Consider the following 22,737-nt stretch of genomic DNA (forward strand, 5'->3'; position numbering starts at 1 on the left):
TGAGAAATAATGCGTTATTTTCCCATATCCAGACTCCGATGTAATTAGATAACATGACCAGATATGGCTTACGAGCACGTGTAATTACACTGACTCTCGCTCCCACTCTCATCATTGGTTTATTACTGAGCGGTTTTTCTCTTTCAACCGCTACCAAGATCTTGAGAAACAAGTTATCACCACTGGTAACAGCATCATTGAGCCGTTAGCAATTGCCAGTGAAACTCATCTACTATCAGAAAGCCGAGAGGCGGTACGTCGCTTGATAAGCTACGCCCATCGCAAAAACTCTAAACTGGTTCGTAGTATCGCGGTGTTTGATGAACATCATGAGCTCTTCGTGACATCTAACTTTCACCCTAATTTCGAAGCCTTGATGTTCCCTAAAGATAAACCGATCCCGCAACTGGGCAATTCGGAAATCTACGAAAACTCACTGATATTGCGCGTACCTATTTTGTCCGAGGGTCACTATTTAGCTGAGCTGTCGAACGAAAGCCAAGGAACTAAAGCAATTGGTTATATTGCCGTTGAGTTAGATCTCTCCTCTTTAAGGCTGCAACAGTATCAAGAAGTGTTCTCTGCTTTTTTAGTTCTTATACTCGGTCTTGGCTTGGCAAGTGTGTTTGCTTCACGTCTGATGCACGATGTTACCCAGCCTATCACCCACATGAAGAATGTCGTTGACCGCATTCGCCGTGGTCACCTAGACGTGCGTATCGAAGGTAAAATGCACGGTGAGTTAGACCAACTGAAAAACGGTATTAACGCCATGGCGGTATCGCTATCGGAATATCACGTGGAGATGCAGCACAGTATAGACCAAGCCACATCAGACTTGCGTGAAACGCTTGAGCAGCTAGAGATTCAGAACGTTGAGTTAGATATCGCGAAGAAACGCGCGCAAGAAGCGGCCAGGGTTAAATCTGAGTTCTTGGCGAACATGTCGCACGAACTGCGTACTCCGCTCAATGGGGTTATTGGCTTTACTCGTCAAATGCTTAAAACACAGCTTTCTAACAGCCAAACTGATTACCTACAGACGATTGAGAAGTCGGCGAACAATCTACTGAACATCATCAATGACATTCTCGACTTCTCGAAACTTGAGGCGGGTAAGCTGGCGCTGGAAAACATTCCGTTTGATTTCCGAGAAAGTTTAGAAGAAGTGATTAACCTACAAGCCACGAGTGCACATGAGAAAGGGTTAGAAATCACCCTAAAAGTGGACCCTAAAATTCCACCGGGTTTAGTTGGGGACCCACTACGTATCCAGCAAATTTTGACGAACTTGGTCGGTAACTCAATCAAGTTTACCGAGCGAGGCAACATTGATGTTAGTGTTGAAATGCGCTCTCAATCTGGGGACTCCGTCGAACTGCAATTCATGGTGCGCGATACTGGTATTGGTATTTCTGAACGTCAGCAAGCGCAATTATTCCAAGCGTTCAGCCAAGCGGATGCCAGCATTTCACGTCGCTACGGCGGCACTGGGTTAGGTTTGGTTATCACGCAGAAATTGGTAAGCCAGATGGGTGGCGAGATCAGCTTAACCAGTCGCTTACACCAAGGTTCGACGTTCTGGTTTACGGTGCGCTTGCACTCAACCGAAATGCCGATGAGCGAACTGATTGAAGTGGAACTTCTGACAGGCAAGCAGTTGCTGTTGATTGAACCAAACATGCAAGCCGCATCCGTAACCCAACAGATTCTAAGTCAAGAAGGTATCTTAGTAACCTACCGTTCTTCGCTACCGAAAAACGAAGAACAATATGACTATGTATTACTGAATTTAGCGGCGAATCAAACGCATGATGCAGACGTCATTACACCTTGGATAGAACAAGCGAAACGCATGGCTCCGAGTGTGATCCTAGGGACGCCGAGTACCGAACTGGCACTTGCCGACCAAATTATGACAGAGCATCACGTCCAATGCCTGACGAAGCCGTTGTCTCGCCGTAAACTGCTACAAAGCCTGATTAGCGAACATGTCGAATCACCACCAACATTGAGTGCTCCAATTACGCCAAGCGAAGGGGAGCGTTTACCTCTGACGGTGTTAGCGGTGGATGATAACCCAGCGAACTTGAAGCTGATTTCCGCTCTGCTTCGCGAACGAGTAGAAACCGTCACCGCCTGTAGCAATGGCCAGCAAGCGGTGAACCTAGCGACAGAGAAAAAGTACGACTTAATCTTCATGGATATCCAAATGCCACAAATGGATGGTGTGACCGCTTGTCAGCACATTAAAGAGTTGGAGTTAAATAAAGACACGCCAGTGATTGCGGTAACGGCGCATGCTATGGCGGGTGAAAGAGACCGCTTGCTCTCGGCTGGAATGGATGATTACTTAACCAAACCTATTGAAGAGCATGTGCTTCAACAGGTTTTGGTTCACTGGAACCCAAATTCTTGTACAGAGAGCATTGGCAAAGTCGCCCCTTCATACGTTGATGAGCCTGAAGGGAGCGCGCCTCAATCCGTTTCTTCGCCTCAACAGGATGTGATTATTGATTGGCAAGCTGCCTTAAAACAGAGCGCGAATAAAGAGGATCTCGCCAAAGACATGCTGCGCATGTTGATTGAGTTCATCCCTGAAGTAGAAGCAGTCGTTGACCAAACTCTGGAGCAAGAAGATATCTCCCGTGATGACCTAATTCATGTCATCCATAAGCTGCACGGCAGTAGCTCATATTGCGGAGTGCCTAGGCTGAAATCACTCTGTGCGACGCTTGAGCAAGCACTGCGCTCAGGGATCAGTCTTGAGGAGGTTGAGCCTGAAATGTTCGAGCTGCAAGATGAAATGATTAAAGTCACAACGACTGCAAAATTATACCTTGAACAGTAATCTGCTCGAGAGACAAGAAAGCCAGAGCATCTGCTCTGGCTTTTTAGTATTTTGTTTAAGACTTACAAGCTAGGATTCAAAAATGACCGTCGCCACAGCGTAATGACGCTCATCGGAAATGGACAGGTGAATGTGGTTAACGCCCATCGCATCCGCTATTTGTTTTGCTGTGCCCGTCAATGCGAGTACTGGTTTTCCAAGCGCATCGTTCGAGATGGAAAAATCGTGAAACGTGACCCCTTTCGCGATCCCTGTCCCCAATGCTTTTGAGGCCGCTTCTTTGACCGCAAAGCGCTTAGCAAGATAACGGCCTTGCAGCTTAAGCTGTGAAAATTTAGCCATTTCTTCTTCTGAAAGAATACGCTGAGCAAAAGGCTCACCACTACGAGCTAGCGCTTTTTCAATACGCTCAATTTCTGCAATGTCGGTGCCTAACCCTATAATCGCCATCTAGATAGCCCTATTACTGGCGTGCCTCAATCATCAGTGCTTTCATGTCCGCAACCGCTTTATTCAAACCATCAAATACCGCGCGACCAATGATTGAGTGACCAATGTTGAGTTCGTAAATTTCTGGTAATGCAGCAATTGGCGCGACATTGTGATAAGTCAGGCCATGCCCGGCATTAACAATAATACCTAGGTCATGAGCATAACTCGCACCAGCGGCAATCTTCTTCAGTTCAGCTTGTTGTTCGTCTTCTGTCGTCGCATCAGCATAATGACCCGTGTGTAGCTCAATAAACGGAGCACCACACTTTTTCGCAGCTTCAATCTGTTGACGGTCAGCATCAATAAAGAGTGAAACTTTAATGCCTGCATCTGTCAGCTTTTTCGTCGCAGCTTTAATTTTTTCAAGCTGCCCCACAACGTCCAAGCCACCTTCCGTCGTCAGTTCTTCACGTTTTTCAGGCACTAAGCACACAAACTCTGGTTGAGTTTGCAGCGCAATCTCAACCATTTCGTCTGTCACTGCCATCTCTAGATTCATACGCGTTTGAATGGTTTCACGCAGAATACGTACATCACGATCCAAAATATGGCGACGGTCTTCACGTAAGTGAATTGTGATACCATCCGCGCCTGCACGCTCAGCAATTTCTGCAGCGTGAACAGGATCAGGGTATTTTGTACCACGTGCATTGCGTAGAGTGGCAATATGGTCGATATTGACGCCTAAATAAATTGAGCTCATTTTCCGTTACTCCGTGCTCTGGGGTCTGAATGAAAAATTCACGACTTTTTAAAGGTTTGCCGCCAAGATACGGCTTTAAGGCTATACGTGTAAAGCGTTTTGCCGCTTTTAGCTGCTCTTTAGTGACGAACCGCCGCTCACTGATAGCAATCAGTTCATTCCCTAAAAACGTGAGGTTATCGCGCCTAACCGAAGCTATGAAGCCTTTTTGTTCCCGGTAACGATACGTCATCTCTGGGTCGACGGGCTCGCCAGTACCTGCACAGTGCAAGAAATCTACGCCATATCCCATCGCAGATAGCAATGCTAACTCAAAACGACGCAGTGCTGGCTCAGGGTTCTCGTTGTGTGCCAACTCTGTTAGCGCATGCAAATAATCATGAAATAGCGCTGGCATCGGCACTTCAGCCATCAATATCCGACCAATCAGTTCATTGACGTACATGGCAGAGTAGAGATTAATGCCCGTTAGCGGTAAGCCTAGGCTTATCGGCTCGGCTTGACGCAAAGTCTTCATCGAACCTTTCCCCGACCATTTAAGTAACAGCGGAGTAAAAGGTTGCAATGCGCCTTTTAAGTTCGAACGCTTACTGCGCGCGCCTTTGGCCATTAAAGTCATTCGACCATATTCCTCACTGAATACATCAAGGATTAAGCTCGATTCACTGTAAGGGCGGCGATGTAAAACAAAGCAGCGCTGTAAACCTTCGGAAGACAGATTACTCATCTAAGTCATTGTGCCTAAAAAGTGTGAAATAAAAAATAAGGAGCCGAGCGGCTCCTTATTTTAATCGATACTAATTTTTCATCGATGTTGGAGCGAAGCATCTTCGCAGCCAAGATTATAAATCGTCGATATAGCCCAACGAGCGCAGTGCTCGTTCATCGTCAGCCCAGCCAGATTTCACTTTTACCCATGTTTCTAGGTAAACCTTACGACCGAACAACTCTTCCATATCTAAACGCGCTTCACGACCAATGGTCTTGATCTTCTCGCCACCTTTACCAATCACCATTTTCTTCTGGCCATTACGCTCAACAAGAATCAAGGCATTGATGTGGAAACCGTCGGTTTCTGGGTTGTAATCAAAACGTTCAATCTCGACCGTTACCGAGTATGGCAATTCTTCACCCGTAAAACGCATTAACTTTTCACGCACAATTTCAGATGCCATAAAGCGCTGAGAGCGATCAGTCACGTATTCTTCTGGGAAGTGATGTGTTGCTTTAGGTAAGTGATTACGCACGTGCTTACGCAGTACATCAATGTTCTTCCCTTGCTTCGCAGAGATTGGCACAACGTCAACGAAGTCCATCTTTTTAGACATCTCAGCCATGTGTAGCATCACTTCGTTACGATCTTGCACGTTGTCGACTTTATTGACACAAAGCACAACTGGGAAGTTCGATTTTTGAAGCTTAGTTAGCACCATCTCATCGTCTTTAGTCCAATGCGTACCATCGACTAAGAAGAACACTAGGTTTACATCACTTAGAGATGAGTTAGCCGCACGGTTCATCAAACGGTTAATCGCACGCTTTTCTTCGATGTGAAGTCCTGGCGTGTCAACGTAAATCGCTTGGTAATCGCCGTCCGTGTCCACACCCATAATGCGGTGGCGTGTTGTTTGCGGCTTACGTGAGGTGATCGAAATCTTCTGACCCAAGATTTTGTTCAGAAGTGTCGACTTACCTACGTTTGGGCGACCAACAATAGCAATGAAGCCACAGTGCTGGTTTTCTGGCGAGCTTGGCTCACCTTGTGATGCGAAAAACGCATCGATATCGAATTCGTTATCAGCCATTTGTTAATTGCTCAAGTGCTGTTTCAGCAGCCGCTTGTTCTGCCTTGCGGCGGCTGGTGCCTTTCCCGATTACAGGCTTGTCCACACCTGCTACTTCACACTCAACCGTAAACTCTTGGTTGTGCGCTTCACCTTTAATATTAGTCACTGTGTACACAGGCAGCGGTTTTCTTCTGCCTTGTAGGAACTCTTGTAGGCGAGTTTTGGGATCTTTTTGTGAGACGCCAGGTTTAATGGCTTCAAGGCGTGAGTTGTACCAACTCAGTACAATGCCTCGCACGACTTCAAGATCGCTGTCTAGGTAAATTGCGCCAATAATGGCTTCAACCGCATCGGCTAAAATAGAGTCTCGGCGGAAACCGCCACTCTTCAATTCACCTGGACCTAATTTTAAATAATCTCCTAGATCGAATTCACGACCCAGTTCCGCCAATGTATGTCCACGAACCAAAGTAGCACGCATACGGCTCATGTCACCCTCGTTCACTTTCGGGAAACGATGGTACAGATCATCAGCGATGACAAAACTTAAAATTGAATCGCCCAGAAACTCAAGACGTTCATTATGCTTACTGTTGGCGCTGCGGTGAGTCAGCGCCAAGTTGATAAGCCCGGCATCTTGAAACTGGTAGCCGAGCTTTCTCTCTAGTTTATCAATTGGAGAATTCATACTCTCTCGATATAAAATGGTTAGTGAATACCACCGATGCGGTTAAAACGCACACCAGTTGGAATCCATGAAGGTAGAACGCTATCTGCGCCACGATCAAACTCGAAGCTGATCCAAATGGCGACAGCTTTGCCGACTAAGTTTGCTTCAGGAACGAAGCCCCAGTAACGGCTGTCAGCACTGTTGTCACGGTTATCACCCATCACAAAGTACTGACCTTGTGGTACAACCCACTCTGTCGTGCCGCTACGTGGGAAGTATTGCTCCACACGGTTACGAACAAGAGGGTTAACCAAAATATTGTGCTCCACGTTACCCAATCTTTCATCCAGTTGGATCATTGGAATACCGTTCGAGCTAAACTGACTTTCTTCAACATTGCTCAGTTTAACTGGTTTACACGCCGATTCACCTTGGCTTTGCACGCAAAGCTGCTTATCACTTGAATAACGCACGATATCACCAGGCAAACCAACAACACGCTTAATGTAATCCACACTTGGTTGTGGCGGGTATTTGAATACCACGATATCACCACGCTCAGGTTTACCTGTTTCAACTAACTGCGTGCGCCATACCGGATCTTTCAAGCCATAGGCGTATTTTTCTACCAAGATAAAGTCACCCACCAACAAAGTCGGCATCATTGAGCCTGATGGGATTTGAAATGGTTCGTAGATAAAAGAACGTAATACTAAAACGAACGCAATCACAGGAAAAATTGAGACGCTATTTTCAACCCACCAAGGCTGACGCTCAACTTTTTGCAAGGTCACTGCATCCAAACCATTAGACGTCTGAGCTTGAATCTCAGCCAGTTTTTCCTGACGCTTTTTCGCGAAAACCAGCTTTTCCAATAGCCAAACCACGCCAGTTACCAAAGTCGCAATAACCAGCATCAGTGAGAATGTATTCGCCATTAAATTCCCTTATCTAAAAATACGAAAGTGAAAGAGCCGAAACCCTTTCACTTATTTTAATATCTAACGTCTTAAGACCGACAAGTGTGAGACAAAGTTCAACTTTAGTCTTTACCTACGTGAAGGATGGCTAGGAACGCTTCTTGAGGCAGCTCAACGTTACCGATCTGCTTCATGCGCTTCTTACCTTCTTTCTGTTTCTTCAGAAGTTTCTTCTTACGACTTACGTCACCGCCGTAACATTTCGCGATTACGTTCTTACGCAGCTGTTTTACAGTTGAACGTGCGATAATGTGGTTACCAATCGCTGCTTGGATTGCGATATCAAACATTTGGCGAGGGATAAATTCTTTCATCTTCTCTACCAGCTGACGACCGCGAGTCTGAGACTGGTCTTTGTGTGTGATCATCGCCAATGCATCAACGGTGTCACCGTTCAGAAGAACGTCTACACGTACCATATTCGAAGCTTCAAAACGCTGGAAGTTGTAATCCAAAGACGCATAACCACGAGATGTCGATTTCAGACGGTCGAAGAAATCCAGTACCACTTCTGCCATTGGAATATCGTAAGTCACGGCAACCTGGTTACCGTGGTAAACCATATCGACCTGAGTACCACGCTTTTCAACACACAGCGTGATCACGTTACCTAGGTACTCTGAAGGTACCAGGATATTACAACGAGCGATCGGTTCACGAATTTCTTCAATATCATTGATCGCTGGTAGTTTGGCAGGGCTATCAACGTACAGCAGTTCACCATCGGTCTTTTCAACTTCGTAAACTACCGTTGGTGCCGTGGTGATAAGATCTAAGTCGTATTCACGCTCTAGACGCTCTTGGATAATTTCCATGTGCAGCATGCCAAGGAAACCACAACGGAAACCAAAGCCAAGTGCCGCTGAGTTTTCTGGCTCGTAGAATAGCGATGCGTCGTTTAGACTTAATTTGCCCAGCGCATCACGGAAGTTCTCGTAATCGTCAGAAGATACCGGGAACAGACCTGCGTAAACCTGAGGTTTTACTTTCTTAAAACCTGGTAGCGGTTTTTCACAGCCGTTCTTAGCCATAGTCAGCGTATCACCAACTGGTGCACCAAGGATGTCTTTAATACCACAAACCACCCAACCTACTTCACCAGTACGAAGGATGTCGGTATCTACTTGTTTTGGCGTAAAAATACCAAGACGGTCTACACCCCAAACTTGGCCCGTACTCATCACTTTGATCTTATCGTTCTTCTTCAGTTCGCCGTTTTTAATACGTACTAGAGAAACAACGCCAAGATAGTTATCAAACCATGAGTCAATGATCAGCGCTTGTAATGGCGCATCTGGGTCACCTTCCGGTGCTGGAATCGCTGATACGATGTTCTCTAGAACGTCATCAACACCGATGCCTGTCTTCGCAGAACAGCGGGTTGCTTCCATTGCATCGATACCAACGATTTCTTCAATTTCTTCTGCCACGCGCTCAGGATCGGCTGCTGGTAGGTCAATCTTGTTCAAGATTGGCACAACCTCTAGATCCATCTCAATCGCGGTGTAACAGTTAGCCAGTGTTTGAGCCTCAACACCTTGACCCGCATCTACAACCAATAGCGCACCTTCACAAGCCGCTAGAGAACGTGATACTTCATATGCAAAGTCAACGTGCCCCGGAGTATCGATGAAGTTCAGCTGATACGTTTCACCGTCTTTAGCGGTGTAGTTTAGCGTCACACTCTGAGATTTAATGGTGATACCACGCTCACGTTCAAGATCCATAGAATCCAGAACCTGTGCGGCCATTTCACGATCGGTTAACCCGCCACAAACTTGGATTAGACGGTCTGATAGGGTCGACTTACCATGGTCGATGTGGGCGATAATCGAAAAGTTACGAATGTGCTTCATAGATTTAGGGTGACTAACTCTTTACAAATAGGGACAGTAAGAAACGCCATCTACTGACGGCATTTCAATCAAGTTGGCAGATTCTACCGAATTTCGTTAACGGGCGCACGTAATTTAAAGTACATACCCAAATAACCTTTAGTGGAGGGGGACAACACTTACTGGATTGGCTCTCCAAGTACCCGAACGAGGGTAACTTGGCGCTTGGATTCATCCTCTAACGGACGAGAAACACGTTTTGCGATCCACATTCCACCAGCTGCAAATAGTACTGATGCCAATATGATGATACCTTCCCCGCCCGCGGTCAGCGGCGCTAATAGGAAGTGACCAAACATCGCACCGATAATCAAACCAAACAACGGCAGTAAATAAACCGCCATTGCTGATTTTATCAGGCTCGACTCAGGAAAGCCTATCTCGACGACTTGACCTATCTTCACTGATTTATCCGTGCGCAGGTGCCAAGATAAACTCTTGTTACCAATGGCTTTAGTCACAACGCCCGTTCCACAGCTTTTCTGTGAAGAGCAACTACTGCAACTGGTCTGCTGTTCGCAGCTTAAATCAATTTCGTATTGTTTACCGCGACGATGTACGTCTGTCACAGTAGCCAACGCGGTCATCATTGTTGTTTACTCTTTGTTACATTAAATGTGACAGATTGAGCGATACGCTGTGCTGTGGTCGGCGGAATGTCTCCAACTACGGAGATTTCATGTTGACCGCTCACAAAACTATGCAGCGTTCTTCGGCCTTGGCGAACCAACTGACCTTTTAACGAATGCTCATCTTTGTTTGCTACGTAAACAGAGAAGCTAAATAGACCGTCAGAGTACAGCTGACTCTCCACCATTTGATTAGTGACGGCCATACGATAGCGGTTCAGCTCGTTCGGTTCGAAACCTTCAGGGATCCAACCTACCTGCCAATTGCTGGTTCCAATATCGCCTTTTGGCATGGTGAGAACAGCTGGTAATTGAACATCTTGTAGGCCACTCATTAACTCTGCGATTTTTGGATTCACCGTGTAAGAAATAGTGCGATATTGTTCAAGCATCTCACCATCACGGTCCACAAGGTCGGCACGTAACGGCAATTTACTCTTTTCATCGATCCATAGTACGTATGAATAGCGCAGACCGTCTTTAGGGACGACACGCAGCACTTGTGTTGCTACACCTGCTTCACGAGCTCTACCCACTTTTACATAGTCGTAATACAAGTTTAGCTCATCGATATTGGTGTTGAGCATAGGCATGGTCGGAGCGACCATTTTACCTGACTCGATGGTGAATGGTTCTAAACCCGTTTCGATATAGCTTACTTCTGTGCCACGACGAATCACTTCGCGCACAGGGCCACTTAAATAAACAAGATGAGCATATTGATCGTCACCATGCGTCGCATGACGATACAGCAACGGCTCAATGCTGTTCTTTTTGATAAGGATATAAGAGAGTTCGTAACTTAAATTCTTACTCGCCTCGCTCATTTGATGCAATAAAGCCTCCGCTGGCTTATCACCAGCAAAGGCTTGAGAAGACATCATACTGAACAGAGCGCAAGCGCTGATCAGAAATTTTTTCATTCAATATCCGGATTCAGATTTGCATCTTGTTGAGATGCATCACTGTTAATTCGTAACTGCAATTCGTAGTCTCGCAGCATAGCATGAACACGCTTACGTTGCTCTTGCATATTTGCTTCACCTACAGAACGCTCAACAGACTCACGAGTTAAACTCACAGGCTCTGCGCTGCCAGCAAACGGAACTGTCTGCAACACAGGTAATTGATCTGTTTGCGGCGACATTGAATCGCTACCACCGTACTGCTGTACACCTAAAATAACGACAAGCGATACACATGCAGCAACAGCAACTTGACCAAACTGTGTCAACCAACCTGGCAACTGACGTTTTGCTTTTTGCGGTTCTGGTTGCGACTCTTTTGGCGTATCAGCGATTGAGATAACATTTGCACTGTGCGCATCAAACGCACGGTGTGCAGGTTCATCTTCTAACGCTAACGCCACGCTTTCAGCAATATTCCACTCAGGTTTTGCTGGCGCTTCGCCACGCATCACATCACCTATCAGGTGATAGTTCTGCCAAGCATCACGGCTCTCTTGGTCTTGCTCTAACTCTTGAATTAAAGCCTTATCGACCAATTCTCCATCCATGAGAGCTGAAAGTTTTTCTTTGTCAGCCATTATTTTCACCATAGTTATTACTTGTACTAGCGTTGCAAAAGAGGTCTGATTTTCTTTTTCCACCGCCTCACGAGCACGGAAGATACGCGATCGTACCGTTCCTACCGGGCAATCCATCACTTCTGCAATTTCTTCATAACTCAAGCCATCGAGCTCTCGTAATGTCATTGCGGTTTTTAAATCTTCAGGTAAAGCTTCGATTGCACTGAACACCACCCGTTGCAATTCTTTGGACAACGTTAAGTTCTCAGGGTTCGATATTTCTTTAAGTGCACTACCTGTTTCGTAAAATTCAGCATCTTCAGCATCGACATCTGTCGCTGGAGGTCTACGCCCTTGAGCAACAATGTGATTTTTCGCAGTATTCACTGCAATGCGATACAGCCACGTATAAAACGCACTCTCCCCACGAAAGCTGGGAATAGCTCGGTAAGCTTTAATAAACGCTTCTTGTGCTACATCTGGTACATCGCCAGGATTACTAACGTATCTGGAAATAAGATTACATACCTTGTTCTGGTACTTCGTTACCAGCAGGTTGAATGCTTGCTTATCGCCATTCTGAACTCGCTCAATCAATACTTGATCGGTCAGCTGCTCGTTCATTCGAGCGGATACTCCTATTTGTTATGCCCCTACTCTTCTCAGATATGGGTACTAATTATGCAAAACGTAGTATTGACACCACTGCTTACTTGAGCACTATTGTGACCCTAACGTGAATGAGAAAGTTCCATGGTTTCTCAAGTTTTTTGTCATTGTTTTTTCACAGTGTGATGTCTGTACCCAAATGACCACCGTTGCCTGACTTTAGTCTAAGTTTGACAAGCGAGCATCTTGAGGGGAATTGGGTATAATGAATGATCTCTGTCCCAGATTGTGCTGGGTCGAGCATGGAAAAGCAATGGCATTGACAAACTATTACTTTTCATTTGCATGGCTAATGGCTATCTGAACACCGCGTTACAAATATAACTTAGGAAGCATGCTCATGCTCTGCATGAAAAAGAAGAGTGGCTCAGTCACCGCAGTAACACGGATGTCGATAGGTCTCCCAACTTAGCCCTTAGCGACGGGTGTCGCGATAATGGAATGCACATGGTGTGCAAATAATACACAAGGTGACTTTGTTACCTTAGCTTGGGATTATAAAAGTTATATGAACACAAATCGTGAACATGAGTGTGATGTGTTAGTGGTAGGGAGTGGCGCGGCTGGTTTGTCGTTGGCTTTGCGCGTTGCTAACCACTGTAAAGTGATGGTGCTGAGTAAAGGGCCACGCAGCGAAGGGGCGACCTATTATGCCCAGGGTGGTATTGCTGCTGTATTTGATGAGTCAGACACCATTGAGTCACACGTTGAAGATACACAAATCGCCGGCGATGGTATTTGTGACGAAGATACTGTGAGGTTCATTGCTGAACATTCAAAAGAGTGCGTACAGTGGTTGATCGACGGTGGTGTCCCATTTGATCGTGAAGAGGATGACTCTGACGATGAGCCTCGTTACCACTTAACTCGTGAAGGTGGCCATAGTCGTCGTCGTATTCTTCACGCGGCAGATGCAACAGGTATGGCGATGCAAACCTCTCTGCAAGATAACGCTCACAACCATCCAAATATTCATGTTCTCGAACGTCACAATGCGCTGGACTTAATCACCGAAGACAAAATTGGCGGTGATAAAAACAAAGTTATCGGTGCTTATATTTGGAACCGCAACGAAGAGCATGTCGAAACCGTGCGGGCCAAATTTGTGGTTCTCGCTACAGGTGGAGCTTCAAAAGTTTATCAATACACCTCTAACCCAGATGTTTCGTCTGGTGATGGTATTGCCATTGCTTGGCGTGCAGGGTGTCGTGTGGCAAATATGGAGTTTAACCAGTTCCACCCGACGTGTTTATATCACCCAGAAGCACGTAACTTCTTGTTGACTGAAGCGTTACGTGGCGAAGGTGCTTACCTGCGTCGTCCCGATGGTTCTCGCTTTATGCCAGATTTCGATGAGCGTAAAGAGCTTGCTCCGCGTGACGTCGTGGCTCGCGCTATCGACTTCGAAATGAAGCGTTTGGGTGCCGACTGTATGTACCTCGACATCAGTCACAAACCTGCGGACTTTATTACGAAACACTTCCCAACCATTTACTCACGCTTGATGGACTTGGGCATTGATATCACCAAAGAGCCAATCCCAATCGTACCTGCTGCGCACTACACTTGTGGCGGTGTCATGGTGGATAGAAATGGCTGCACCGATCTTAAAAACTTGTATGCGATTGGCGAAGTCAGCTATACAGGGCTGCATGGTGCTAACCGCATGGCATCAAATTCACTTCTCGAATGCGTGGTTTATGCTTGGTCTGCGGCGAAAGATATTCTAAAACATCACACTAACGTGGAGCTTCCTTCACAGGTGCCATGTTGGGATGAAAGTAAAGTGACCAACAGTGATGAAGAAGTGATCATTCAGCACAACTGGCACGAGCTTCGTCTGTTTATGTGGGACTACATGGGCATTGTGCGAACTGACAAGCGTTTAGAGCGCGCCTTACGCCGTATCCAACTGTTGCAACAAGAAACACACGAGTACTACAGCAATTTCCGCGTGTCGAACAATTTATTAGAACTGCGTAACCTTTTACAAGTAGCAGAGCTGATGGTTCGTTGTGCGATGCAGCGTAAAGAGAGTCGAGGTTTGCACTACACGCTTGATTATCCGAACCAACTGGAAAACAGCGGACCAACGATTTTGGTCCCAGCTAAACAGCTTTAACTTTACCAAGTAAACTATTACATCAACAGGGAGCATTGGCTCCCTGTTTCATTTCCCACTGGCGTAATACTAAAGATAATTGACGATACTGCTCATCGTCACAGCTATCACGCCAAATCGTGACGCTACGGCCAGACTGCAATCGAAATGTTATCTTGAATGGCAATGTCGATGTATCGATTCGTTGTAACTGATCCTTTTCAGACTCAAGAGCCGCCGAACATTCACTATACTCAAGGGCCTCAAACCTAACCGAGCCATCGCAATGCACATACCAATAACCCTGACTTGTCGGTTTAACAAAGCCTTGGCTCAATAGTGCCTTAACAATCATTAATAACAAATAAATCGATAATACGAGAGGGATGCTAGAGAGGGTAACGGCCCAAGTCATCAGTAAGAAAAGTATTACATTGAGAACTCGGGCAGTCAGAGAGGGAGAAGCGGTAAAATTAACGAACTTTGCTGAGGTTATGGGCGACAATTTTATCAACCATTGCAGCATGACCTAAGTTTTCGCTGCGGCCATGCCCCATTATCCAAGTAAACAGATCAGGATCATCGCATTCAAGTAAAGAAACAAAGTCACGCTGCTCTTGTTCACTCAGAGTATCAAAGCACTCTTCAAAAAACGGCATAATTACTACGTCAAGCTCAAGCATGCCTCGACGACAAGCCCATTTAATACGCGCTTTTTCTTCCGGAGTGTACATTCACTATTCCTTCATAGATGTCTTGTTGTTAGTGCGGAGTGTAACAAGGGATGTGCTACGTCACTAGTGTGCGGGTCACAATACGATAGTGAAAGCAGACAAATGTTGATTCGTAAATCGCTCCCCTAGTATCTCAAGGTTATTTGGGTATAACATAGCGGAAAAATATCTTCAAAAGGCATTGTAATTATGGAATGGCAAACTCGTTTTTCAGCACTACCTCTCTCAACTCAAGACGCACTTCCAGAGTTATCTATCTCGCTGCTGGACAATTTCGGCATGATCACCATGGTCGGTGACGATAAAAAATCATACTTACAAGGTCAGGTTACCTGCGATGTCGTTTCTTTAGAACAAGACCAATCAACATTAGGCGCACATTGTGATGCGAAAGGTAAAGTGTGGAGTGTGTTCCGCCTTTTCCATCACCACGATGGCTACGGCATGATCCAACCAAAATCGGCGATTGACGTAGAACTTAGCGAAATAAAAAAATACGCCATTTTCTCTAAAGTAACGATTGAAGCTTCTGATGAAGTTATCTTAGGTGTTGCCGGCGTCAAAGCCGATGAGCTTATTTCTTCAATGAGCAAAACGACTGGCAGCGTTCGCCCTGTTGAAGGCGGCACCGCGGTACAAGTTTCACAAAACCGCTGGCTACTGATATTAAGTGCGCCAGCTGCACAACAAGTCGTTGAAAATACAGATGCTGCCCTTACGACAAATGAGCTTTGGAATCGTTTCGACATTGAAGCTGGTTTACCATTTGTCTCTGCATCCGCGCAGAATGCTCACATTCCACAAGCACTCAACGTGCAAGCTTTAGGAGGCATTAGCTTCACAAAGGGCTGCTACACAGGACAAGAAACGGTAGCACGAGCTAAGTATCGCGGTACAAATAAACGTGCGATGTACATCGTAAAAGGGGCAACTTCTGCTCCATTTAGTGACGAGCCAATTGAGCTCGAACGCAGCGTGGGTGAAAACTGGCGTTCAGTGGGTGCTTTATTAAACCACTACCAGTTCAGCGACAATCAAGCGATTGGCCTGATCGTACTGCCCAATAATCTCGATGAAGACACTCGTCTTCGTTTGGTTGCTCAACCAGAATGTGAATGGACAATCGAATCACTGCCTTACAGCCTTGATGATGAGTAATACAATCAATACTCCTTTGATGCAATTTCTCACAGACCAACACATTCCGTTTCGTCTGTTACCGCATCAAAGACCAGCAACCACTATTGAGGATGCCGCGCAACAACGCGGCATTCGCCCTTCTCAAATGGTAAAAGCGATCTTGCTACGAGACATGGGTAATCAATATGCTCTCGCCTGTGCGCCTGGTGATCGTAGTGTCGATCCCAAAAAAGTGCGCTCGTTACTGCAATGCCGCCGGATGACTTGCGTTGATCAAGCCGACGTTGAGGCCATCACGGGTTACAAAATTGGTACTGTCACTCCACTATTACTCAAACGACACATGCCGATCGTGTTCGATCCTAGCTTACTAGAAGAACAGGAAGTCACGATCAGCAGTGGCGATCGTATGGCTGGACTGGCGCTTTCTATCCAAGATCTTATCCAATTGTGTCAGCCGACCGTAGCTGAGATCTGTCGTTAGTCGTCTAAAAATAATGTAATAGCACGTAGTTTTTCTATCACCACGTGATCTCGCTCATATCTATAAAAATAGATGATAGAATTTTTAATCACATATAAAACATAAATAGTCACAAAGATAAAACTCGTATATGCTGAATTTGTTGGTTAAGTTTCAAACAAGCACTTAACCAACATAAAGTGAATCAGCTGACTGAATGACAGTATTCATGCCGTCAGCTGTCCACTTTTGTGTAATGCATCTGTGACTATTCGCCCGCTGAAGCGGGCTTTTTTTGTGCGGAACTTTTTTCTCTTCCTCTTTCTCTAACCGTTAGGACGTAAAGTTTGTTCTGTTGGATACCACCTCAATAGAAACAATTAGCAAACAATCATTTTCGTTCTATTCTTAATTCTGTAACAAAACTATTGCTTAATGCGTCACGTAAAAAGGAGTGTATTGTTGTAAGGGTTCCTTGAACGGTGATTTTTTGGGGTAATCCTCACGCTATTTAAGAGATGACACTGTCAAATTGTCTAAGACAACACAAATCTCTGACGCAACACCCTACATCTGTATTTAATACTATGGCTGTCACAATAATTTTCGCGTCCAAAACGTAGAATACCTAGGCTAGGTTAGATAAAAGGAAAGTAAATATGAGACTGTTTAAGCGCTATACACCAAGTATGATTGCTAAACATATAAGTCGTCTTTTTAAAGGAAGAATTTATATTTACGGGGTCGGTAGATTCGAGTTTGATAACGGCAAGTTAATACTGCCGGAGAAAGCAGAGCAACGCCATTTCCGAGCGGTCAAAGAGATCAACCAAGAAATAATGAAACTCCGATGCGCATATGCTTAGCAAAACGTTGATAAAACAAAGGCTGGATTAACCAGCCTTTTGTGTATTTGAAGTTCGCTTTACACCTACTGACGTGCCAGATCAGGCAGATGACCTTTTAGACCAAGCGCACGCTTCATGATCTCATCTTTCGCTCCCGGCAATTGACCCGCTAAACTCAAACCAATGCCACGAACCAGCTTCTTAGCAGGATTCTCTCCAGAGAACAGGTCTCGGAACCCTTGCATTGCAGCGATCATCTTTGCTGCTTCCGCTTTGCGCCAACGCTCATAACCTCTTAGGTTGCGTTTGCTGCCAATATCTTGGCCTTGCTTCCATAGCGCTAGCACCTCTTGAGCGAGGCTGGCTGCATCTAATAGACCTAAATTTACCCCCTGGCCCGCTAGAGGATGAATGGTATGGGCCGCATCACCAACCAATGCGACTCGCTCCACAACAAAATCTCGCGCATAACGCATTTTCAGAGGAAACGCGGCACGCTCTCCCACGACTTCACATAGACCAAGTCGTGTATCAAATTCGCTCGTCAATGCTTTGTTGAAATCATGCTCACTCATTGCCAATAGCTGCTCTGCACGATTTGGCTCAGTGGACCAAACAATAGAGCACATATCTGGTTGCGACATTGGCAAAAACGCCAATGACCCTTGAGGAGTAAAAATCTGTCGTGCAATGCTATTGTGCGGAGCAGCGGTTTTAACATTCGCGACCAGAGCATGATGTCCATAATCCCAATGCGTTAACGGAATATCCATTTGATGACGAAGCCACGAGTTTGCCCCATCGGCTCCGACCACTAACTTAGCCGTCATGGCTTGACCATTGTCGAGCGTCAACCAACTTTCTTGTTCGCCCACCGCTAAGGTCGCGCAACGTGCAGGCATGAACATCGTGACGTTATCGAGCTTTTGGACTTGTTCGAGCAGTGCGAGTTGAATCACTCGATTCTCAACAATATGCCCTAAATCAGGTTGTGCCATGCTTTGTGCATTGAACTCAATACTAGCGAAGCTATCTTGCTCCCACACTTCCATACCGTAGTATGGTGAAGCTCGGCGTTGCTCTATCCCCTGCCAAGCGCCAAGCTTACGCAAGATCGTTTCACTAGAACGGCTCAACGCAGACACACGCACATCAGGTAACTCTTTCAACGACTCATCTGGCACCTTGCCTTCTATTACGGCGACACGCAGGTCACTGTCCTTGAACGCGGCAGCAAGTGCCAACCCAACCATCCCTCCGCCGATGATGGCGATATCTACACTTTGCATCATTGCTTTTTATTACCTAATTCAGTGCGGCCGTTCATCGTTTTACCAAACCAAGCGTATGGCGCAGTAGCGGCTGCTTAAAAATAGAAAGGTTATCCATCGCTGCTAAGGCCGTATTTCGCCCAATTCGCATCGCGGGTAAATCATTTGAAAAAATATGCACTAAGGCACTGGTTAGCCAGATCGTTTCGCTTCGATCTGCCTCTCTACGCTGACTAAAGCGCATCAAGCCTTGATAAAGACCAACATCATCGCTTTGCTGCACGATTTCTTCTGCTAGCGAGACAACGTCGCGAATACCAAGATTAAAACCTTGTCCAGCTATCGGATGCAGCGTTTGCGCCGCATTCCCAACAATCGCAAAACGATGAGAGATATTTTGCTTTCGATGGCGAAGAAGCAATGGGTAACTCGCACGTCGTCCCACTTTTTTCATCGCGCCCAAACGCCAGCCAAAATCTTGTTGTAAACGTTGGAGAAATGCTTGGTCAGATAACTCAAGAACTGCTTGGGCTTCCTCAGGGTGCAGACACCAAACTAAAGACATTCTATTGTCACTCATTGGCAATAAAGCAACAGGGCCATTTTCAGTAAAACGTTCAAAGGCTCTACCTTGATGAGGTTCTTGAGTAACAATATTGGCAATGACAGCCACTTGTTCAAAATCTTGCTCAGAAAGCTCTAAACCAATTTTCTGACAACAAGTCGAAACAGCACCATCGGCTGCCACCAGCAGTTTTGCTTCAAGCTTCCCACCGCTTTTCAACGTAATATGGGTACAGTCTTGCTCGCGCTCGATATCGGTAACAGAGTCAGGGCAAAACAGCGTAATAGATGCGCTGCTATCTAATAATTCTTGATATACGCGACCAACATCGGCTAATTCGACAACATACCCTAGTGCTTCAACGCCAATCTCTTGCTTGGTAATTTCCGTCATCCCAACATGAGAGCGATCAGAAACGTGAATATGTTCAATGGGTGTGACAAACGGTTCTACTGAAGTCCAGAGCTGTAGTTGACGCAACAGATTGACAGTACCGTAAGACAATGCGATTGAGCGAGAGTCAAAACCAGGGTGCATATCTGACTGAGCTTTAAAAGGCTCAACGACGGCAATGCGGAGCTTTCCCTGGGACAAATGGTCAATCGCTAATGCCAACGTTGCACCAGCCATGGCACCACCAGCAATGACTACATCATATTGCTTCATGCTAACCTCTGGACCATCTACGATTAATGAATAGTAGGCTTTTTTATCGCTACTTTCAGGGCGAACACCAAACTCAGCATGAATCGTTAGTACGCAAGCTTTGATGTGTTCAATCACTTGTTCTAGCAATTGCGCTTGTTCACCGAGGTCGTCATCTTCATCAATGCCTAATTTGGCAATCTCTTCTAGGTCAGCCAATGCTTCTTTAGCGTCATCTGACGCTTTATTTAGCGCAATACCTGCTAGACCTAACCCAGAAATAAAGTGGTTTACGAAATCGGACACGCTGTCAGCCAACGCGAATAAGCCTTCTTCTCCCGGCTCATCTGGCAATAATAAAGACAGCTCCATCGATGTGCCCGTGAGTTCATTGACAGTAACGGTGAATACGCTTTGAGCAAAAGCTAGCGCAGTAGAAGGCCAACCCATACCATCATTGGTGTAGTCAAACAGAATAGGCTGCCAAGTTTGATCATTAATCGCCAATCCACCACTTAACATGCCGACAAATAAGCCATGTAATTCCGCAGGTGTTACTGCTAGGCTTGCAGATTGCAGTTCAGCAGCAATAGATTGGTATTCAGGAAGGGTGATTTCACTCATAACTTGGCTCATTCTTGCATAATAATGTATTGGTATATCCTACCATCAAGGTTAGTGGTCTGAAACGGCTATCAAATTCAATTTTGAACAGCATTTGCTCAATTTGCCCAATTCCTGTGTGATCTCGTCATCATTTCTCTTTCTGTGATGGGAAATGCTTGAATCTTAATAGCGGTTTTCCTATAGTTTGCTCCTCGGTAGTTGTATGAAGCAACACCTTAGATAGCGCGAATATAGAGTTTATTCATCATGAGCAATCAAGCGATCGACGTTGAAATATTAGGCAAAGTTACACGAGTGAATTGTCCTACAGGACAAGAAGAGTCTCTTGTTGCAGCGGCAAAAGATCTGGATCGCCGATTGAAAGAAATGAGCGAACGTACTAAGGTAACCAATGAAATCCAACTGCTGACCTTCGCTGCATTGAATATTTGTTATGAGTTGCACACCAAGTCATACGAATCAAACGGTCAACAGCAAGAAATTACTGAGCGAATGGAAAAGCTCACTGCGTCTCTTGAGAACGCACTAAGCAAAGTTACGCAAGGACAGCAGTAAATACAAAATTTACCCTGGGGTGTGCGTCAGCAGGATTTAAGTCCCTGAGCCGATAAGCAATACCTAAGGGTTAGTATTTGGTAACTATTGAGCAAGCTCGGCATGTACCGAGAAGCCTACGGTTGTCATTGCTGATCCGCCTTGAACCAGCTGGTTCAAGGGCCACAATCCTCAACGGCACCCTGGGGTATTCTCTCTATGTCAGACCTCTCTCGACAAGACTTCCGCAAACTGATTCGTGAAAAGCGCAACGCATTGTGTAGCGATACGCAATTCCAAGCGGGGATCGACCTTGTCACTCAGTTCTCTCAACTTCCTGAAATCCAGCAAGCACAGCATATTGCTATTTATCTTTCTGCTGACGGTGAACTTGATACCAAGCCGCTCATTGAGTGGTTGTGGCAACAGGGAAAATCGGTTTATCTACCTGTCATCCATCCGTTTTCCAAAGGTCAGTTACTGTTTCTTTTGTACGTAAGTGATGATCAATTGGTCTACAACAAATACGGCATCTTAGAGCCCAAACTGGACATCCGCCACCTCAAGCCCGTTCGTCAACTTGATATCATTTGTACACCTTTGGTTGGATTCGACAGCATCGGCCACCGCTTAGGCATGGGCGGAGGGTATTATGACCGTACCCTGTCTCATTGGTTTATAACCGGAGAAGGTGCCAAGCCTGTTGGTATCGCTCACGACTGCCAACATGTAGAACGCTTACCAATTGAAAGCTGGGACATTCCATTACCTAAGATCGTGACCCCAAGCCGAATATGGCAATGGGAAAGTGGCAAGTAAGCCGCTATAATCACGCCCGCAAACGTTAACGAACATCTATTCAGGAGATTGGCATGACTCAAGATGAAATGAAAAAAGCGGCTGGTTGGGCAGCACTAAAATATGTTGAGAAAGGCAGCATTGTCGGTGTTGGTACTGGCTCTACCGTGAATCACTTCATCGATGCACTAGGCACTATCAAAGACGATATTAAAGGTGCAGTGTCTAGCTCTGTCGCTTCAACTGAGCGCCTTAAAGAGCTTGGTATTGAAGTATACGAGTGTAACGACGTAATGAAGCTGGATGTGTATGTTGATGGCGCAGACGAAATTAACCCAGCACGTGAAATGATCAAAGGCGGCGGCGCGGCTCTGACTCGTGAGAAAATTGTCGCAGCAATCTCTGATAAGTTTGTATGTATTGTTGACGGCACCAAAGCAGTTGACGTACTAGGTCAGTTCCCACTACCTGTAGAAGTGATCCCAATGGCACGCTCTTACGTTGCGCGCGAATTAGTAAAACTGGGCGGTGACCCGGCTTACCGTGAAGGTGTTGTGACTGACAACGGCAACGTAATTCTGGATGTACACAACATGCAGATTACTAACCCGAAAGAAATGGAAGACAAGATCAACGGTATCGCGGGTGTGGTGACTGTGGGTCTTTTTGCTCACCGTGGTGCTGACGTCGTAATCACAGGTACACCAGAAGGCGCAAAAATTGAAGAATAAATAACAGCTCAAATCGACCTATCTGGTTCACTTTTCTGTTATTTCATTACATACGGTGCTGCAAGGCACCGTTTTT

General features: G+C 45.8%; 21 protein-coding genes, 1 other RNA gene and 3 pseudogenes. 9 read left to right on the top strand and 16 right to left on the bottom strand.

Annotated features, from left to right (window positions below; genetic code table 11):
* The first annotated feature begins 175 nt into the window (after positions 1–175).
* Complete coding sequence (barA, locus tag P4S59_RS13095) at positions 176–2,851, top strand: two-component sensor histidine kinase BarA (protein WP_443089046.1); 2,676 nt, start codon at positions 176–178, stop codon at positions 2,849–2,851.
* Between the two features lie 69 nt (positions 2,852–2,920).
* Here the strand turns inward: barA and acpS are convergent, their stop codons facing one another.
* The 11 genes and pseudogenes from acpS to rpoE form a co-directional block, all read right to left on the bottom strand.
* Complete coding sequence (gene acpS, locus P4S59_RS13100; protein WP_012841407.1) at positions 2,921–3,301, bottom strand: holo-ACP synthase; 381 nt, start codon at positions 3,299–3,301, stop codon at positions 2,921–2,923.
* A 13-nt stretch (positions 3,302–3,314) separates the two neighbouring features.
* Complete coding sequence (gene pdxJ / locus P4S59_RS13105) at positions 3,315–4,046, bottom strand: pyridoxine 5'-phosphate synthase (RefSeq protein ID WP_006743311.1); 732 nt, start codon at positions 4,044–4,046, stop codon at positions 3,315–3,317.
* Positions 4,043–4,773 (bottom strand): annotated as a pseudogene (gene recO, locus P4S59_RS13110) (DNA repair protein RecO). The gene pdxJ and the pseudogene recO overlap by 4 nt, the downstream one beginning before the upstream one ends.
* 115 nt (positions 4,774–4,888) lie before the next feature.
* Complete coding sequence (era, locus tag P4S59_RS13115) at positions 4,889–5,851, bottom strand: GTPase Era (protein WP_006743309.1); 963 nt, start codon at positions 5,849–5,851, stop codon at positions 4,889–4,891.
* Positions 5,844–6,521, bottom strand: a complete 678-nt coding sequence (rnc, locus tag P4S59_RS13120; RefSeq protein WP_005393907.1) for a ribonuclease III — start codon at positions 6,519–6,521, stop codon at positions 5,844–5,846. Before rnc ends, era begins: the two co-directional genes overlap by 8 nt.
* Positions 6,522–6,541: 20 nt before the next feature.
* The gene (gene lepB / locus P4S59_RS13125) at positions 6,542–7,441 is read right to left on the bottom strand and encodes a signal peptidase I (protein WP_337168528.1); all 900 of its coding nucleotides are present in this window, start codon (positions 7,439–7,441) and stop codon (positions 6,542–6,544) included.
* A gap of 104 nt (positions 7,442–7,545) precedes the next feature.
* Entirely contained in the window at positions 7,546–9,339 is a 1,794-nt protein-coding gene (lepA, locus tag P4S59_RS13130; RefSeq protein WP_005393909.1) for a translation elongation factor 4, read from the bottom strand.
* A gap of 158 nt (positions 9,340–9,497) precedes the next feature.
* Positions 9,498–9,968, bottom strand: coding sequence for a SoxR reducing system RseC family protein (locus P4S59_RS13135; RefSeq protein WP_005384575.1), 471 nt, complete (start codon positions 9,966–9,968; stop codon positions 9,498–9,500).
* On the bottom strand, positions 9,965–10,930 hold the full coding sequence (rseB, locus tag P4S59_RS13140) for a sigma-E factor regulatory protein RseB (RefSeq protein WP_005393918.1): 966 nt from the start codon (positions 10,928–10,930) through the stop codon (positions 9,965–9,967). Before rseB ends, P4S59_RS13135 begins: the two co-directional genes overlap by 4 nt.
* Complete coding sequence (locus tag P4S59_RS13145; RefSeq protein WP_012841405.1) at positions 10,927–11,553, bottom strand: sigma-E factor negative regulatory protein; 627 nt, start codon at positions 11,551–11,553, stop codon at positions 10,927–10,929. Before P4S59_RS13145 ends, rseB begins: the two co-directional genes overlap by 4 nt.
* A 26-nt stretch (positions 11,554–11,579) precedes the next feature.
* Positions 11,580–12,159 (bottom strand): annotated as a pseudogene (gene rpoE / locus P4S59_RS13150) (RNA polymerase sigma factor RpoE).
* A 553-nt stretch (positions 12,160–12,712) separates the two neighbouring features.
* Between rpoE and nadB the strand changes: the two are divergent.
* Complete coding sequence (nadB, locus tag P4S59_RS13155) at positions 12,713–14,326, top strand: L-aspartate oxidase (RefSeq protein ID WP_337168529.1); 1,614 nt, start codon at positions 12,713–12,715, stop codon at positions 14,324–14,326.
* Between the two features lie 22 nt (positions 14,327–14,348).
* On the opposite strand, the gene P4S59_RS13160 is transcribed toward nadB, so the two are convergent.
* Both P4S59_RS13160 and P4S59_RS13165 read right to left on the bottom strand, forming a co-directional pair.
* A complete protein-coding gene (locus P4S59_RS13160) occupies positions 14,349–14,831 on the bottom strand; it encodes a protein YgfX (RefSeq protein WP_308400457.1) in 483 nt (160 codons plus the stop codon).
* Positions 14,779–15,039 (bottom strand): FAD assembly factor SdhE, encoded by a 261-nt coding sequence (locus tag P4S59_RS13165; protein ID WP_005393925.1) that lies wholly within the window; start codon positions 15,037–15,039, stop codon positions 14,779–14,781. Before P4S59_RS13165 ends, P4S59_RS13160 begins: the two co-directional genes overlap by 53 nt.
* Positions 15,040–15,228: 189 nt before the next feature.
* Here P4S59_RS13165 and ygfZ point away from each other — a divergent pair, with 189 nt between their 5' ends.
* From ygfZ to P4S59_RS13180, 3 genes are all read left to right on the top strand, one after another.
* The gene (gene ygfZ / locus P4S59_RS13170; protein ID WP_170903473.1) at positions 15,229–16,197 is read left to right on the top strand and encodes a tRNA-modifying protein YgfZ; all 969 of its coding nucleotides are present in this window, start codon (positions 15,229–15,231) and stop codon (positions 16,195–16,197) included.
* Complete coding sequence (locus P4S59_RS13175) at positions 16,190–16,663, top strand: aminoacyl-tRNA deacylase (protein WP_031780369.1); 474 nt, start codon at positions 16,190–16,192, stop codon at positions 16,661–16,663. The genes ygfZ and P4S59_RS13175 overlap by 8 nt, the downstream gene beginning before the upstream one ends.
* Positions 16,664–17,301: 638 nt before the next feature.
* Complete coding sequence (locus tag P4S59_RS13180) at positions 17,302–17,508, top strand: DUF1107 domain-containing protein (protein WP_005380970.1); 207 nt, start codon at positions 17,302–17,304, stop codon at positions 17,506–17,508.
* A 65-nt stretch (positions 17,509–17,573) separates the two neighbouring features.
* Here the strand turns inward: P4S59_RS13180 and P4S59_RS13185 are convergent, their stop codons facing one another.
* The 3 genes and pseudogenes from P4S59_RS13185 to P4S59_RS13195 all read right to left on the bottom strand — a co-directional run.
* The gene (locus P4S59_RS13185; protein WP_337168530.1) at positions 17,574–18,782 is read right to left on the bottom strand and encodes an FAD-dependent 2-octaprenylphenol hydroxylase; all 1,209 of its coding nucleotides are present in this window, start codon (positions 18,780–18,782) and stop codon (positions 17,574–17,576) included.
* A gap of 31 nt (positions 18,783–18,813) precedes the next feature.
* Positions 18,814–19,992 (bottom strand): 2-octaprenyl-6-methoxyphenyl hydroxylase, encoded by a 1,179-nt coding sequence (gene ubiH / locus P4S59_RS13190; RefSeq protein ID WP_012841403.1) that lies wholly within the window; start codon positions 19,990–19,992, stop codon positions 18,814–18,816.
* A gap of 57 nt (positions 19,993–20,049) precedes the next feature.
* Positions 20,050–20,595: pseudogene (locus tag P4S59_RS13195) on the bottom strand (YecA/YgfB family protein); the annotation flags it as partial.
* 249 nt (positions 20,596–20,844) lie between these two features.
* Between P4S59_RS13195 and P4S59_RS13200 the strand changes: the two are divergent.
* The 4 genes from P4S59_RS13200 (at position 20,845) to rpiA (ending at position 22,661) form a co-directional block, all read left to right on the top strand.
* On the top strand, positions 20,845–21,153 hold the full coding sequence (locus tag P4S59_RS13200; protein WP_005393932.1) for a cell division protein ZapA: 309 nt from the start codon (positions 20,845–20,847) through the stop codon (positions 21,151–21,153).
* A gap of 8 nt (positions 21,154–21,161) precedes the next feature.
* Positions 21,162–21,346: non-coding RNA, 6S RNA (gene ssrS, locus P4S59_RS13205), on the top strand.
* Positions 21,347–21,351: 5 nt separating this feature from the next.
* A complete protein-coding gene (locus tag P4S59_RS13210) occupies positions 21,352–21,951 on the top strand; it encodes a 5-formyltetrahydrofolate cyclo-ligase (protein ID WP_074191801.1) in 600 nt (199 codons plus the stop codon).
* 53 nt (positions 21,952–22,004) lie between these two features.
* Positions 22,005–22,661 (top strand): ribose-5-phosphate isomerase RpiA, encoded by a 657-nt coding sequence (gene rpiA, locus P4S59_RS13215; protein WP_005380982.1) that lies wholly within the window; start codon positions 22,005–22,007, stop codon positions 22,659–22,661.
* The last annotated feature ends 76 nt before the right edge of the window (positions 22,662–22,737 follow it).

It is taken from the genome of Vibrio sp. M60_M70 (genome assembly GCF_037162085.1).
Classification (GTDB): domain Bacteria; phylum Pseudomonadota; class Gammaproteobacteria; order Enterobacterales; family Vibrionaceae; genus Vibrio; species Vibrio diabolicus.

What these genes read in the sequence shown, in the direction of transcription:
- P4S59_RS13135 (WP_005384575.1), bottom strand. Translation starts at nt 9,968, where the DNA reads ATGATGACCGCGTTGGCTACTGTGACAGACGTACATCGTCGCGGTAAA.
- P4S59_RS13200 (WP_005393932.1), top strand. Translation starts at nt 20,845, where the DNA reads ATGAGCAATCAAGCGATCGACGTTGAAATATTAGGCAAAGTTACACGA.
- pdxJ (WP_006743311.1), bottom strand. Translation starts at nt 4,046, where the DNA reads ATGAGCTCAATTTATTTAGGCGTCAATATCGACCATATTGCCACTCTA.
- P4S59_RS13180 (WP_005380970.1), top strand. Translation starts at nt 17,302, where the DNA reads ATGAGACTGTTTAAGCGCTATACACCAAGTATGATTGCTAAACATATA.
- acpS (WP_012841407.1), bottom strand. Translation starts at nt 3,301, where the DNA reads ATGGCGATTATAGGGTTAGGCACCGACATTGCAGAAATTGAGCGTATT.
- P4S59_RS13210 (WP_074191801.1), top strand. Translation starts at nt 21,352, where the DNA reads ATGTCAGACCTCTCTCGACAAGACTTCCGCAAACTGATTCGTGAAAAG.
- rnc (WP_005393907.1), bottom strand. Translation starts at nt 6,521, where the DNA reads ATGAATTCTCCAATTGATAAACTAGAGAGAAAGCTCGGCTACCAGTTT.
- ubiH (WP_012841403.1), bottom strand. Translation starts at nt 19,992, where the DNA reads ATGAAGCAATATGATGTAGTCATTGCTGGTGGTGCCATGGCTGGTGCA.
- era (WP_006743309.1), bottom strand. Translation starts at nt 5,851, where the DNA reads ATGGCTGATAACGAATTCGATATCGATGCGTTTTTCGCATCACAAGGT.
- P4S59_RS13160 (WP_308400457.1), bottom strand. Translation starts at nt 14,831, where the DNA reads ATGCTGCAATGGTTGATAAAATTGTCGCCCATAACCTCAGCAAAGTTC.
- nadB (WP_337168529.1), top strand. Translation starts at nt 12,713, where the DNA reads ATGAACACAAATCGTGAACATGAGTGTGATGTGTTAGTGGTAGGGAGT.
- rseB (WP_005393918.1), bottom strand. Translation starts at nt 10,930, where the DNA reads ATGAAAAAATTTCTGATCAGCGCTTGCGCTCTGTTCAGTATGATGTCT.
- rpiA (WP_005380982.1), top strand. Translation starts at nt 22,005, where the DNA reads ATGACTCAAGATGAAATGAAAAAAGCGGCTGGTTGGGCAGCACTAAAA.
- P4S59_RS13185 (WP_337168530.1), bottom strand. Translation starts at nt 18,782, where the DNA reads ATGATGCAAAGTGTAGATATCGCCATCATCGGCGGAGGGATGGTTGGG.
- lepA (WP_005393909.1), bottom strand. Translation starts at nt 9,339, where the DNA reads ATGAAGCACATTCGTAACTTTTCGATTATCGCCCACATCGACCATGGT.
- P4S59_RS13175 (WP_031780369.1), top strand. Translation starts at nt 16,190, where the DNA reads ATGAGTAATACAATCAATACTCCTTTGATGCAATTTCTCACAGACCAA.
- P4S59_RS13145 (WP_012841405.1), bottom strand. Translation starts at nt 11,553, where the DNA reads ATGGCTGACAAAGAAAAACTTTCAGCTCTCATGGATGGAGAATTGGTC.
- P4S59_RS13165 (WP_005393925.1), bottom strand. Translation starts at nt 15,039, where the DNA reads ATGTACACTCCGGAAGAAAAAGCGCGTATTAAATGGGCTTGTCGTCGA.
- lepB (WP_337168528.1), bottom strand. Translation starts at nt 7,441, where the DNA reads ATGGCGAATACATTCTCACTGATGCTGGTTATTGCGACTTTGGTAACT.
- ygfZ (WP_170903473.1), top strand. Translation starts at nt 15,229, where the DNA reads ATGGAATGGCAAACTCGTTTTTCAGCACTACCTCTCTCAACTCAAGAC.